Annotated in this window: 11 protein-coding genes; 5 read left to right on the forward strand and 6 right to left on the reverse strand. The window is 67.3% G+C overall.

Going from position 1 to position 13,183, the window contains the following annotated elements; translation table 11 throughout:
- The first annotated feature begins 7 nt into the window (after positions 1-7).
- A complete protein-coding gene (locus ACGFH6_RS38070) occupies positions 8-631 on the forward strand; it encodes a class I SAM-dependent methyltransferase (protein ID WP_393394421.1) in 624 nt (207 codons plus the stop codon).
- An 81-nt stretch (positions 632-712) separates the two neighbouring features.
- Here the strand turns inward: ACGFH6_RS38070 and ACGFH6_RS38075 are convergent, their stop codons facing one another.
- Entirely contained in the window at positions 713-1,369 is a 657-nt protein-coding gene (locus tag ACGFH6_RS38075; protein WP_393394424.1) for a winged helix-turn-helix transcriptional regulator, read from the reverse strand.
- Positions 1,370-1,427: 58 nt separating this feature from the next.
- Between ACGFH6_RS38075 and ACGFH6_RS38080 the strand changes: the two genes are divergently transcribed.
- The 3 genes from ACGFH6_RS38080 to ACGFH6_RS38090 all read left to right on the forward strand — a co-directional run bounded on the left by ACGFH6_RS38080 (position 1,428) and on the right by ACGFH6_RS38090 (position 6,223).
- Positions 1,428-1,856: a pyridoxamine 5'-phosphate oxidase gene (locus tag ACGFH6_RS38080; protein ID WP_393394427.1), complete on the forward strand. Its 429-nt coding sequence runs from the start codon at positions 1,428-1,430 to the stop codon at positions 1,854-1,856.
- A gap of 205 nt (positions 1,857-2,061) precedes the next feature.
- A complete protein-coding gene (locus ACGFH6_RS38085; protein ID WP_393394430.1) occupies positions 2,062-5,652 on the forward strand; it encodes a discoidin domain-containing protein in 3,591 nt (1,196 codons plus the stop codon).
- 187 nt (positions 5,653-5,839) lie between these two features.
- Positions 5,840-6,223: a hypothetical protein gene (locus ACGFH6_RS38090; protein WP_393394433.1), complete on the forward strand. Its 384-nt coding sequence runs from the start codon at positions 5,840-5,842 to the stop codon at positions 6,221-6,223.
- A 145-nt stretch (positions 6,224-6,368) separates the two neighbouring features.
- On the opposite strand, the gene ACGFH6_RS38095 is transcribed toward ACGFH6_RS38090, so the two are convergent.
- From ACGFH6_RS38095 to ACGFH6_RS38105, 3 genes are all read right to left on the reverse strand, one after another.
- Entirely contained in the window at positions 6,369-6,785 is a 417-nt protein-coding gene (locus ACGFH6_RS38095) for a MarR family transcriptional regulator (RefSeq protein ID WP_360442688.1), read from the reverse strand.
- A gap of 71 nt (positions 6,786-6,856) precedes the next feature.
- On the reverse strand, positions 6,857-8,698 hold the full coding sequence (gene asnB / locus ACGFH6_RS38100) for an asparagine synthase (glutamine-hydrolyzing) (RefSeq protein ID WP_393394436.1): 1,842 nt from the start codon (positions 8,696-8,698) through the stop codon (positions 6,857-6,859).
- A gap of 87 nt (positions 8,699-8,785) precedes the next feature.
- Positions 8,786-9,226, reverse strand: coding sequence for a hypothetical protein (locus ACGFH6_RS38105; RefSeq protein ID WP_393394438.1), 441 nt, complete (start codon positions 9,224-9,226; stop codon positions 8,786-8,788).
- A gap of 124 nt (positions 9,227-9,350) precedes the next feature.
- Here ACGFH6_RS38105 and glnII point away from each other — a divergent pair, with 124 nt between their 5' ends.
- Positions 9,351-10,397 (forward strand): glutamine synthetase, encoded by a 1,047-nt coding sequence (gene glnII, locus ACGFH6_RS38110; RefSeq protein WP_393394441.1) that lies wholly within the window; start codon positions 9,351-9,353, stop codon positions 10,395-10,397.
- Positions 10,398-10,462: 65 nt separating this feature from the next.
- Here the strand turns inward: glnII and acs are convergent, their stop codons facing one another.
- Together acs and ACGFH6_RS38120 are read right to left on the reverse strand one after the other, a co-directional pair.
- Positions 10,463-12,397, reverse strand: coding sequence for an acetate--CoA ligase (gene acs, locus ACGFH6_RS38115; RefSeq protein ID WP_393395099.1), 1,935 nt, complete (start codon positions 12,395-12,397; stop codon positions 10,463-10,465).
- Between the two features lie 247 nt (positions 12,398-12,644).
- On the reverse strand, positions 12,645-13,082 hold the full coding sequence (locus ACGFH6_RS38120; RefSeq protein ID WP_393394444.1) for a MarR family winged helix-turn-helix transcriptional regulator: 438 nt from the start codon (positions 13,080-13,082) through the stop codon (positions 12,645-12,647).
- Positions 13,083-13,183: the final 101 nt, after the last annotated feature.

Consider the following 13,183-nt stretch of genomic DNA (forward strand, 5'->3'; position numbering starts at 1 on the left):
GATACCCATGGACGGTCTGAAAGGCCTTCTCAGGCATGTGCGCGCCTACGTCCTGCTGCAACGAATCGTCGGCGCAGACCGCTTGCGATATCGCTGCATCGAGGAGATCCAGCCGGGTGACACCGTCCTGGACATCGGCTGCGGTCCCGCGTACTACTTCCCGCGTCTGCCCCAGCCGCTGAACTACCACGGTTTCGACACAGATGCGCCGTACATCGACTGGGCCAAGGAGCGCTTCGGCGGTGAGAACGCCAGCTTCCATTGCGGCAACTTCGACGAAGCCGCTGCCCGATCGCTGCCGCCGATCGATGTGGTGCTGCTGCTCGGGCTGCTGCACCACCTGTCGGACGAGCAGTGCACACATCTGCTCAACCTGGCCGCGAGCGTGCTCGGCCCCGGCGGCCGGGTGATCAGCCTCGACACCTGCTTCGAGCCGACCCAGGGCCGGATCTCGCGGTGGATGTCGGCGAACGACCGCGGCGAATACGTCCGGGAGCCGCCGGCGTTCGAGAAGCTCGCCCTGCAGTCCTTCGGCCAGGTCGAGGGCAAGGTCATCGATGATGCCACCCATATTCCAGCGAGCTACTGGATGATGAGGATGACTGAGCCGAACCGACCGTGGGCCGAATAAGGCTCTGTCCTCGTTGTTCTTCACTTCAACACCGCGTAGATCTCCGAGCCACTGAAGGGTCGGCTCGTCTGAGCCGGCCCTTCAGTCGATTCGGAAGGCTGTCGCGAAGACGTCCAGGTCCGCGGCGGTTGCCTGCTTGGCGACGATGCCTTCGGCGAGGGCCTTCGCGCCGTCGATCGCTCCGGTCAGCAGCGGGGTGAGCGGCGCCATCGCCTCGACCACGACCAGGTTGGGCGGCACGGGCTCGGGGAAAGATCCTGGCTCCGCTGTCAGCGTCGAGCCCGAACACGTCGCATGAATGACGATCTCGCCGAAGCGCAATTCATAGGCGAGCTTGCCGGTCCCCCGCTTCAGCGGGTGGTACGTCGATCGCAGCGCCATCACCAGCGAATCCGCGGTGGCGATCTCGCCTGGCCGCAACTCGCCGAGCGACCGTGCGCCCCAGCGGCCGAGCGCCAGCACGACCGTGTCCAACTCCAGCCCGTACGGCGTCAACTCATAGACGATCGCCCCCGACGGCCGCGGCTGGACCCGGCGCTCGACCAGGCCCGCGCTCTCCAGTTCCTTCAGCCGGGTGGCGAGCACGTTCGTCGGGATCTTGGGCAGCCCCGACCGCAGATCCGTGTACCGCTTCGGGCCGACCAGCAGGTCGCGGACGATCAGCAGCGCCCAGCGCTCCCCGACGAGCTCGAGCGCCCGGGCCACCCCGCAGTACTGGCCGTAGGTCTTCGTCGTCATGAACTCAGTCTACTTGACAGAGTCTACTTGTTTTTTGCAAGCTTGCTTCATGGCGATCATGAGTAGGCAACAGCGTGAGGAGTTCCTGGCCGGGCAGCACATCGGGGTGGTGAGCGTCGGCCGCACCGACGGTCGGCCGCCGACCACGGTGCCGACCTTCTATGCCTACGAACCAGGCGGAGCACTCACCATGTTCACCGCGACCCAGGGCCGGACGCCCGCCCGGATCGACGCGATCAAAGCCGCCGGCGTGATCACCTTCCTGGTCCAGGAGGAGACCTGGCCGACCAAGTACGTCACGGTCGAGGCCACGCTGGACTCCATCACCCGGCCGACCGTGGAGCAGATGCTGACCATCCTTCGCCGCTACATGCCGGAGGAAGCCGCGCAGCAGTTCGCCCACAGCGAGGTCGACAACCCCGGCAGCACGATCACGCTCTTCACCTTCACTCCATCCCGCTGGCTCTCCGCCGACAACTCGGCGTGACCTGCGCTGCACACAGACCAAGCAGCAGATCCTCCGCCGAGCCGTCCCAGGCTCCACCAGGCGTCACGAACCGTTGACGCTCGGCTAGCGATGCCGTAACAATGGGCCAGCGCTGCGCAAGAAACGAGCAAAATTAGAGCAAGTTTCTGACTTCGCGCTGCGGCTACTCCCCTGCGTCCTCACCACCCGCCCACCAGGAGAGGCCATGCGAATCCCGAAGTGGCGGCTGCCAACCGCCTTGTTCGCCGCGAGTCTCGCGCTCGCGGCCGCCCCACTGGTCCACCCGACCCCGGCCGGCACCGCGGCTGCCGCCGTACTCGCCGGACCCAACCTCGCCGCCGGCAAGGCCGCGTCGGCCAGCAGCAGCACCCAGACGTACGTCGCGCCGAACGTGACCGACGGCAACCAGGGCACCTACTGGGAGAGCGCGAACAACGAGTTCCCGCAGTGGGTCCAGGTCGACCTCGGCTCGTCCGTCGCCACCAACCAGGTCGTGCTCAAGCTGCCGACGTCGGGTTGGGGTGCCCGCAGCCAGACCCTCGCGGTCCAAGGCAGCACCGACGGGCAGAACTTCAGCGACCTGTCGGCGTCGGCCGTCCGCGCGTTCACCCCGCCCAGCAACACGGTGACCATCGACTACGGCACCGCGACCACCCGCTTCGTCCGCATCCGGATCACCGCGAACACCGGTTGGCCCGCCGGGCAACTGTCCGAGCTCGAGGTCTACGGCCCGGCGACCGGTGACACCCAGGCTCCCACCGCCCCGGGCAACCTGGCGCTCACCGAACCCGGCGCCGGCCAGGTCCGGCTCAGCTGGAACGCCTCCACCGACAACGTGGGGGTCACCGGGTACGACGTCTACGCCAACGGCCAACTGCGCACCAGCGTGGCCGGCAGTGTGCTCACGTACACCGACAACCAGCCCACGAGTACGACGATCTCCTACTTCGTCCGCGCGAAGGATGCTGCGGGCAACCAATCGCCGAACAGCAAAATCGCGACCCGGAACGGCAGCTCGGGCCCGGGCAGCAACCTTGCGGCCGGCAAGCCGATCACCGCCTCCGGGTACGTGCACGTCTTCGTGCCGGCCAACGCCAACGACGACGACGTGACGACGTACTGGGAGGGCAACGCCAACCCGGCCACGCTGACTACGGAACTCGGGTCGAACGCCGACCTCAGCTCGATCGTCATCCGGCTCAACCCGGACTCGGCGTGGGGACCGCGGACGCAGACGTTCTCGATCCTCGGGCGGGAGCAGAGCGCGTCCGGCTTCACCACGATCGTGCCGAGCGCGTCGTACAACTTCAGTCCGCCGAGCGGGAACAGCGTGACGATCCCGGTCAGCGCACGAGTGGCCGACGTACGGCTGAACTTCACCGCGAACACCGGCGCCCCGGCCGGCCAGGTCGCCGAACTGCAGGTGATGGGCGTACCTGCGCCGAATCCGGATCTCACCTTGTCGAACGTGTCGTGGACGCCGACCTCACCGGTCGAGACGGATGCGATCACTGTGCGCGCGACGGTCAACAACACTGGTACGGCGGGCTCCACGGCGACTGACGTGAACTTCTACCTCGGCTCCGGCAAGGTGGGAACGGCTGCTGTCGGAGCACTCGCGGCAGGAGCGTCGACAACGGTCAGCGCATCGATCGGGACGCGCGACGCCGGCAGCTACGCACTGAGCGCCAAGGTCGACGAGTCGAACGCGATCATCGAGCAGAACGACGGGAACAACACCGCGAACGCCTCCGGCCCGCTGGTGGTGACTCCGGTCGCCAGCTCGGACCTGATCGCCGCCGCGGTGAACTGGACGCCGGGCAACCCCTCAGCGGGGAACAACGTTGCCTTCTCGGTCGCGCTGAAGAACCAGGGCAGCGTCGCCTCCGCTTCCGGCGCTCACGGGATCACTCTGACCGTGCGCAACGGAAGCACAGTGGTCGCCACTCTGACGGGCGGCTACAGCGGCGCGATCGCTCCCGGTGCGACCACTTCCGCAGTTGCTCTAGGCAACTGGACGGCCGCGAACGGGCGGTACACCGTGCGCGTCGTACTCGCCGACGACGCCAACGAACTGCCGGTGAAGCGGACCAACAACACCAGCGAGCGTCCGTTCTTCGTCGGTCGCGGCGCGAACATGCCGTACGACCACCTCGAGGCCGAGGACGCGTCGGTCGGCGGCGGCGCCACCGTGATCGGGCCGAACCGCACGATCGGCGACCTGGCCGGCGAGGCCTCCGGGCGACGCGCGGTGACGCTGAACTCGAACGGTTCGTACGTCGAGTTCACCACGCGGGCCAGCACGAACACGCTTGTCACCCGGTTCTCCATCCCGGACTCGGCCGGCGGTGGCGGCATCACCTCGTCGATCAACGTGTACGTGAACGGCAGCTTCCACAAGACGTTGCCGTTGACCTCGAAGTACTCCTGGCTGTACGGCGCGGAGGCCTCGCCGAACAACTCACCAGGCTCGGGACCAGCGCGGCACATCTACGACGAGGCGAACGTCATGCTGGACTCGACGTTCCCGGCGGGGACGAAGATCCGGTTGCAGAAGGATCCGGCGAACAGTACGACGTACTCGATCGACTTCGTCGACACCGAGGCCGTGGCACCGCTGGCGAACCCGGGTGCCGGGTTCGTGACGCCGAACGGGTTCACCCAGCAGGACGTGCAGAACGCGCTCGACCGGGTGCGGCAGGACAGCGCGCTGCAGGGTGTCTACCTGCCGCCGGGTGAGTACCAGACATCGTCGAAGTTCACCGTGTACGGCAAGGCTGTTCGCGTGGTCGGCGCCGGTCCTTGGTACACCCGCTTCGTTGCGCCGCAGAGCCAGGCGAACACCGACGTCGGGTTCGACGCGCAGTCGTCGGCGAACGGGTCGACGTTCAGCGGATTCTCGTACTTCGGGAACTACGACAGCCGCAACGACGGACCGGGGAAGGTGTTCAACTTCGCCGGTACGTCGAACATGACCATCGACAACATCTGGGCCGAACACCAGATGTGCCTGTACTGGGGCGCGAACACCGACAACTCGGTGATCAAGAACTCGCGCATCCGGGATTCCTTTGCCGACGGCATCAACATGACCAACGGGTCGGCGGGCAACACCGTCAGCAACAACGACGCCCGGTCCACCGGGGACGACAGTTTCGCACTCTTCAACGCCACCGACAGCGGTGGTGGCGAGGTCCGGGACAACGTCTTCGAGAACCTGTCCGCGTCGCTGACCTGGCGGGCCGCCGGGTTCGCGGTGTACGGCGGGACGAACAACGTCTTCCGCAACCTGTACGCGGCGGACATGCTCACCTATCCGGGGATCACGATCAGCTCGCTCGACTTCGGCATCCCGATGAACGGGTTCGGTGCGACGCCGCCGACGCGGTTCGAGAACGCCAGCGTCGTACGGTCCGGCGGGCATTTCTGGGGCAACCAGACGTTCCCGGCGGTGTGGATCTACTCGGCGACGAAGATCTTCCAGGGGATCCGGGTGAACGATCTCGACGTGGTCGATCCGACGTACTCCGGGATCATGTTCCAGACCGACTACGTCGGCGGGTCGCCGTTGTTCCCGGTCGCCGACACGGTCTTCACCAACACCACTGTCTCCGGCGCCCACAAGTCCGGCGACGCGTTCGACGCCAAGTCCGGCTTCGGCATCTGGGCCAACGAACTCCCCGAACCCGGCGAGGGCCCAGCCCGAGGAGCCGCGACCTTCACCAACCTGACCCTCACCGACAACGCAGTAGACATCCGCAACACCACCCCAACCTTCACCCTCACCCGCAACTGACAAGCAACTGACAAGCAGTGCCGCCGGAGGACGTTGTTCCTCCGGCGGCACCACCTCTCCACACCGGCTCCACTGTCTGGGCCAGCTTTTATCTGCCCCACGCTGCCCCCGGATGCCCCCGCGTCCCAACCCGAAACCCTCCCGTCACGTGTGAAGGTCAATCCTTGCCACTCAAGAGGGCGGGGAAATGCCGATCCACGTGTTCGTCGACGAAACCAAGTCCCGGGGACTCCTGATGGCCGCCGCACGGTGCCCGGCAGGTGATGTCGCCGTCAATCGCAAGGCGCTGAGAGGGCTTCTGCTGCCAGGGCAGGAGCGGTTGCACTTCAACCACGAGAAGCCGGCCGAGCGCCTCGTGGTCGAGCTGGAGGAGTCGACCGCTGCGCACGACCGCCGTTGGCTACGCGACGCGACACGTCTGTTCAGCTGTCACGAGACGCTGCGCTGGGATGTGCTGCCTGCCAAGTCGGATCCGCTGCTCTGGGTGCCGGACGCCGTTGCCTGGAGCTGGATGCGCGGCAGTGACTGGCGGCGCGCTGTTGCGCCGTTCTGTCAGCTGAGAGAGCTGTGAAACGCGAGACCCGGCTCGTCCACCGTCCGGTGAGCTGCCGGGTCCACTTCCGAGGAACTCTTGTCTCTTGGCAAGTCAAGTCTAGCGGGCGTCGGCGGTGCAGGAAGGGCATTTGGTGAGGTGCCCTGGGCTGCCCCGGAAATGATCAGAGGTCGTCGGCTATTCGGGCGAGGGCTTCGCCGGCTTTGAGGACCAGGGCCTGGTCTTCTTCGTTCAGCCGGCGAAGCAGGTTGCCGAGTTCGGCAGCCGCTTGCTGGCCGGAGGCTTCGACGGTGGCGGCGCCGGCTTCGGTCAGGACGACGGCGGTGGCGCGGCCGTCGACGGGGTCGGGCTCGCGACGGACGAGCCCGGCCTCCTCGAGGGAGGCGACCGTGGTGGTCGCGGTCGGCTGTGAGCACGGCACCCGGGTCGCGATCTCACCGATCCGGATGGGTTGCTCATCGGCGACCAGCATCAGCGCGAGGAACTGCGTCGGATGCAGGACTGCCGTCGTCCTGCTCCGGCGCAGGTGCCGCACGATCCGGTGCATGCTCACCAGCAGCTGCAGGGTCTCCTGTGCCATTGCGATCACCTCCGAACGAGAGGCGCCAATCGTGGCACAGCTAGATGAGGATCACCTAAGGATCGGTCGGCTCAGGTCAGGCGGAGGTCAGGTCGATAGAGATCCAGCCAGGTCGCGAGTGACAACGTCTGCTCGAGATGCCGGCGTCCCCGTGCTGCCGCCTCGGCCGTCGTGAACGGCTCGAGAGCGTTCCGGTCGACCAGATCGAACACAGCGTGGTTGTCCGCCATCAGTCCGCGCACCTGACCCGCCAGCGCCTCGGCGTACGCCGGGTCCTGGGTCTGCGGGTACGGCGACTTCTTGCGTTCGGCGACGGACTCGGGCAGGACGTCCCGGGTGGCGGCGCGGAGCAGGCTCTTCTCCTTGCCGTCGAACGTCTTCAGCGACCACGGGGTGTTGTACACGTACTCCACCAGCCGGTGGTCGCAGAACGGCACCCGCACCTCCAGCCCGACGGCCATGCTCATCCGGTCCTTGCGGTCGAGCAGGATCCGCACCATCCGGGTCAGGTGCAGGTAGCAGATCTTCCGCATCGTCCACTCGTCGTCGGACTCCCCGTCGAGCCGTTCCACCTCGGCGACAGCCTCGGCGTACCGATCGCGTAGGTGCCCTCCGAGGTCGAGTGCCTTCCGCAGCTCGGGCCGCAGTACGCTCACCGGCCCGTCGCCGCGCCGGGTCATCATGTACGCGATCCACGGGAAGATCGGTATCTCGCGCACCGCCGGGTCGTGGAACCACAGATAGCCGCCGAACACCTCGTCGGCCGACTCGCCGGACAGCGCGACCGTGGACTGCTCGCGGATCGCCTTGAACAGCAGGTACAGCGAGTTGAAGATGTCCCCGCCGAGCGGCGCATCGTTCGCCCGGATCACCTTCCGCCGGATCTCCGGATCGGTCAGCACGGAGTTGTCCAGCACGATGTCGGAGTGCTGCGACTTGACCAGGTCCGCGACGTCATGCACGTACGGCGTGTCCGGGGTGCTCCGGAGCTCGTCCGGCCGGAAGTTGTCCGCGTGGCCCGCGAAGTCGACCGCGAAACTGCGGACCTTGCGGCCGTCCTCGGCCAGCTGACCGGCCGCGAGCCCGGTGATCGCGCTGGAGTCGAGTCCGCCGGACAGCAGTACACAGCGCGGTACGTCGGCGACCAACTGGCGGCGGGTGATGTCGTCGAGCAGTTCACGCACCCGGGCGACGGACGTGTCCTGGTCGTCGGTGTGTGCCTTGGTCTGCAGCCGCCAGTAGTGGTTGGCGTGGATCCCGGCCCGGTCGACAGTGACGACCGTGCCCGGCTCGACCTCGGACATGCCGGCCCACAGCGAGGCGCCAGGGGTCTTCGACACCGTGAGCAGTTCGCGCAGCCCGTCGATCTCGACCGCGGGGGTGACGTCGGGGTTCGCCAGGATCGCCTTCGGCTCCGAGCCGAACAGCACGCCGTCGGCGGTCGGGTAGTAGAAGAACGGCTTGATGCCCATCCGGTCGCGGACCATCACCAGGGTCTCGATCCGCGGGTCCCAGATGGCCAGCGCGTACATCCCGTTCAGCCGCTCGGCGAACGCCGTACCCCACTCGGCATAGGCGCGTAGGACGACCTCGGTGTCGGAGTCCGTCGTGAACGGGTGACCGCGGCGGCGGAGCTCGTCGCGCAGTTCGGTGTAGTTGTAGACCTCACCGCTGTAGACCATGCCGAGGGTGACCTGGCGGCCGTCGGAGGTGACCTCGGTCGTCATCGGCTGCTCACCGCCCGGGAGGTCGATGACGGCCAGTCTTCGGTGCCCGAGGGCGACGTGCGGGGCGTACCAGGTGCCTCGTGCGTCCGGTCCGCGACACGACATCGTCTCCGTCATCGCGTCGATCACGTCGTGCTCAGAGCCCAGATCGCGCCGGTAGGCCACCCATCCGGTGATGCCACACATCGTCGTCGCACTCCTCTCCGGAGATACATTCAATTCCAATGTATTTCTGACGATATGTGATCACAACGAACGCATCCGTGACGGATGTCATAGGTGTACGGCGGCCACCCCGAGCGCGAAGGCGAGTCCGGCGAGACCGAGCATGGTGGTCGCGAGGACGATCAGCCGGCGCTGGAGAACGGGTAGTTCGGACGACGTGGCGAAGACCCGGCCGGGCCAGTGCCGCCAGGAGACGTACCAGAAGATGCCGGTGGCGCAGAGCAACAAGAAGCCCTTGAGCGCGTGGATCCACCAGTGCTGGTGGTCGATCAGCAGCAGGCCGAGCCCGCTGACCGCGATCGCCGCGATCAGCCCGACCACCTTCCACCGGTTGCCTGAAGCAATCACCGTGGTAAGGGCCTCACGCCCGTCCCGGTTCGGGCCGAAGTACTTCTCGAGCTTGGGCTGGACGACGAACAGCGAATAGGCCATCCCGCCGACCCACGCCGCCGCGAGCCCCGCGTGCACGATCGCCAGAAGCAGAGTCACCGCCAAGACAGTAGAGCCCCGGGAGGTCTACGTCACGTCCCGGTTAACACGGCGTTCACACCGAAGCAACAGGTCCGAAATTGCTGGTTGGCACTGTCAGACTCGGCCGTCCGGATCGCCCGACATGTCGGCCGTGACGAAGGGACCGACGGTGAGCTACAAGGCCGAGTACATCTGGATCGACGGGACCGAGCCCAGCGCGCGGCTGCGTTCGAAGACGAAGATCCTCGCTGACGGCGCCGCGCTGCCGGACTGGGGTTTCGACGGCTCGAGCACCAACCAGGCGCCGGGTGACAACTCCGACTGCGTCCTCAAGCCGGTCTTCTCCTGCCCGGACCCGATCCGCGGCGGAGCCCACAAGCTGGTGCTGTGCGAGGTCTACCTCGTGAACGGCACCCCGCACCCGACGAACCGCCGGGCCGAGCTGCTGCCGATCGCGGAACAGTTCGCCGAGCAGGAGTCCTGGTTCGGTATCGAGCAGGAGTACACGTTCTTCCAGGAGGGCCGGCCGCTCGGCTTCCCGGCCGTCGGCTTCCCCGCGCCGCAGGGCCCGTACTACTGCGGCGTCGGCGCCGACGAGGTCTTCGGCCGCGAGATCGTCGAGAAGCACCTGGACGCGTGTATCGAGGCGGGCCTGGCGATCTCCGGCATCAACGCCGAGGTCATGCCCGGCCAGTGGGAGTTCCAGATCGGCCCGGCGGGCCCGGTCGAGGTGGCCGACCACCTGTGGGTGGCCCGTTGGCTGCTGTACCGCATCGCCGAGGAGTACGACGTGGCCGCGACGCTGGACGCCAAGCCGGCCAAGGGTGACTGGAACGGCGCCGGCGCCCACACGAACTTCTCGACCAAGGCGATGCGGGAGGGGTACGACGCGATCCTCACCGCCTGCGAGTCGCTCGGCGCCCCGGGCAAGGTCGAGGAGCACATCGCGGGGTACGGACACGGCATCGAGGAGCGCCTCACGGGCGCGCACGAGACCGCCCCGCACGACGTCTACAGCTACGGCGTGTCCGACCGCGGCGCCTCGGTCCGGATCCCGTGGCAGGTCGAGGTCGACAAGAAGGGCTACATCGAGGACCGCCGCCCGAACGCCAACATCGACCCGTACGACGTGACGCGCCTGCTGGTGAACACCTGCTGCTCCGCCCTGGAGAAGGCCGGCCAGGTCTGACATCCACGCCCGGACACACAACAGGCCCCCGGGGAATCCCGGGGGCCTGTTGTTTTCAAGGGTTTCTACTCTTCGTCGGCTTTGCCGGATTCCAGGTTGGACTTGATCAGGTCCATGACGGTGGAGTCGGCGAGGGTGGTGACGTCGCCTACTTCGCGGTTCTCGGCGACGTCGCGGAGCAGGCGGCGCATGATCTTGCCGGAGCGGGTCTTGGGGAGTTCGGCGACGACCATGATCTGGCGCGGCTTCGCGATCGGGCCGATCTCCTTGGCGACGTGGTTGCGGAGCTCCTGGACCACGTCCGGTCCACCGTCACCGGCCTCCGAGCGGAGGATGACGAAGGCGGCGATCGCCTGGCCGGTGGTCGGGTCGGAGGCGCCGACGACCGCTGCTTCGGCGACCTTCGGGTGCGAGACCAGGGCGGACTCGATCTCGGTGGTGGACAGGCGGTGGCCGGAGACGTTCATCACGTCGTCGACCCGGCCGAGCAGCCACAGGTCGCCGTCCTCGTCCTTCTTCGCACCGTCACCGGCGAAGTAGACACCCGGCCAGCGCGACCAGTAGGTCTCGACGAACCGGTCGTCGTCGCCCCACAGCGTGCGCAGCATGGCCGGCCACGGCTTGGTGATGACGAGGTAGCCACCGGAGCCGTCCGGTACCGACTTGCCCGCGTCGTCGACGACGTCGACGCTGACGCCCGGGATCGCCTTCATCGCGGCGCCCGGTTTGCCCGCGGTCACGCCCGGCAGCGGCGAGATCATGTGCATGCCGGTCTCGGTCTGCCACCAGGTGTCCACGACCGGCGCCTTGTTGCCGCCGATGTTCTCGCGGTACCAGATGTAGGCCTCGGGGTTGATCGGCTCGCCGACCGACCCGATCACCCGCAGCGTGGACAGGTCGAACTTCGCCGGGATGTCCGCGCCCCACTTCATGAACGTGCGGATCGCGGTCGGCGCGCAGTACAGGATCGAGACCTTGTACTTCTGGACGATCTCCCACCAGCGGCCCTGGTGCGGGGTGTCCGGGGTGCCTTCGTACAGCACGGAGGTGCTCGCGTTCGCGAGGGCGCCGTACACGATGTAGCTGTGGCCGGTGACCCAGCCGATGTCGGCCGCGGTCCAGTACACGTCGGTGTCCGGCTTGAGGTCGAAGACGCCCCACTGCGTGTACGACGTACCGACCAGGTAGCCGCCGGTCGTGTGCAGGATACCCTTCGGCTTGCCGGTGCTGCCGGACGTGTACATCACGTAGAGCGGGTGCTCCGCGTCGAAAGCCTCAGGTGTGTGGTCCACAGACTGCTTGCCGACGAAGTCCTCCCACCACAGGTCGCGGTCCTCGACCATGGCGGTCTCCTGGCCGGTCCGCTTCACCACGAGCACATTGCGTACGTCGGGGCAGTCCACCAGCGCGGCGTCCACCGCGGGCTTCAGCGCCGCCGGCGCGCCCCGGCGGTAGCCGCCGTCGGAGGTGATCACGACGCGCGCGTCGCAGTCCAGGATCCGGTCCTTCAGCGCCTCGGCGGAGAAGCCGCCGAAGATGACCGTGTGCGGGGCACCGATCCGGGCGCAGGCGAGCATCGCCACCACGGTCTCGGGGATCATCGGCATGTAGATGGCGACGATGTCACCAGGCTGCACGTTCAGTTCGAGCAGCGCGTTGGCGGCCTTGCTGACCTCGTCCTTGAGCTGGGCGTAGGTGATCTCCCGGGTGTCGCCGGGCTCGCCCTCGAAGTAGTACGCGACCTTGTCGCCGAGACCGTTCTCGACGTGCCGGTCGACGCAGTTGTACGCCGCGTTCAGCTTGCCGTCGGCGTACCACTTCGCGAACGGCGCGTTGCTCCAGTCCAGCGTCTCGGTCGGCTCCACCGACCAGGTCAGGCGCTTGGCCTGCTCGGCCCAGAACCCCTCGAAGTCGGCGGCGGCGCGGTCGTAGGCATCGGCCTTGACGTTCGCGTTGGCGGCCAGGTCCGCGGGCGGCTCGAACCTGCGCTCCTCGTGCATCAGGTTCGACAGTGCCTCGGACTGGGGTGACTCTGCATTCGTCACGTCGACGACTCCTCCTCGCTGGCTTCGGCGCGCTGGAGCGCCCGGTTACCTTTCTACCAACCGCGGACCCCGGCGCGGAACCGGCGTATCGCCGAGCAGTCCCCGATCTGCGCCGAAGAGGACCAATTCCGGGCCGGACGGTGGGTCAACGGGTGGCGGGTCACTGGTGCTGGGTGACTGGTGCTGGGTCACGGGTGGTGGGTCACTGGTGCTGGGACAGGACGCGGGCGAGCAGGGTGGTCAGGCGTTTGCGGTCCGCCGGGGACAGCGCGGCGAAGATCTCGTCCTGGGCCTTCGCGACCAGCGTCGTGAGGCGTTTGTGCCGGCGGCGGCCCGCGGCGGTGATGGTGATGATGTTGCGGCGTCCGTCGGCGGGGTCCGGGGTACGGTCGACGTATCCCTCGTCGACCAGTTCGTTGAGGGCGGCAACCACGTCGCTGCGGTCGATGCCGGTGTGCCGGCCGAGCGTCGCCTGGCTGGCCGGTCCGAACTCGACCAGCGTCGCGAGCAGGCGGAAGTGGTACTGCCGCGCTCCCGCGGCCGCGAAGGACTCGGTCACGATCCGTTGCGCGTGCGCCGCGCTCTGGGTCAGCAACCAACTGGGCGTCTGCAACAACACGCTCGGCGTCTGCTCGTCCACGGCCCGGAGTCTATCCGTTGGCCGGTCCTACGATTCCGGTCGGGAAGAGTTCCGGAAGAGGTCCAGGTGAGTTCCTGGTGGAGCCGTCGGCGGGTCGGTAG

The organism is Kribbella sp. NPDC049227 (assembly GCF_043197265.1).
GTDB lineage: Bacteria > Actinomycetota > Actinomycetes > Propionibacteriales > Kribbellaceae > Kribbella.

Excerpts from the sequence above, each read along its gene's own strand:
- ACGFH6_RS38070 (WP_393394421.1), top strand. The coding sequence starts at position 8 with ATGGACGGTCTGAAAGGCCTTCTCAGGCATGTGCGCGCCTACGTCCTG.
- ACGFH6_RS38075 (WP_393394424.1), bottom strand. The coding sequence starts at position 1,369 with ATGACGACGAAGACCTACGGCCAGTACTGCGGGGTGGCCCGGGCGCTC.
- ACGFH6_RS38080 (WP_393394427.1), top strand. The coding sequence starts at position 1,428 with ATGAGTAGGCAACAGCGTGAGGAGTTCCTGGCCGGGCAGCACATCGGG.
- ACGFH6_RS38085 (WP_393394430.1), top strand. The coding sequence starts at position 2,062 with ATGCGAATCCCGAAGTGGCGGCTGCCAACCGCCTTGTTCGCCGCGAGT.
- ACGFH6_RS38090 (WP_393394433.1), top strand. The coding sequence starts at position 5,840 with ATGCCGATCCACGTGTTCGTCGACGAAACCAAGTCCCGGGGACTCCTG.
- ACGFH6_RS38095 (WP_360442688.1), bottom strand. The coding sequence starts at position 6,785 with ATGGCACAGGAGACCCTGCAGCTGCTGGTGAGCATGCACCGGATCGTG.
- asnB (WP_393394436.1), bottom strand. The coding sequence starts at position 8,698 with ATGTGTGGCATCACCGGATGGGTGGCCTACCGGCGCGATCTGGGCTCT.
- glnII (WP_393394441.1), top strand. The coding sequence starts at position 9,351 with ATGTCGGCCGTGACGAAGGGACCGACGGTGAGCTACAAGGCCGAGTAC.
- acs (WP_393395099.1), bottom strand. The coding sequence starts at position 12,397 with ATGCACGAGGAGCGCAGGTTCGAGCCGCCCGCGGACCTGGCCGCCAAC.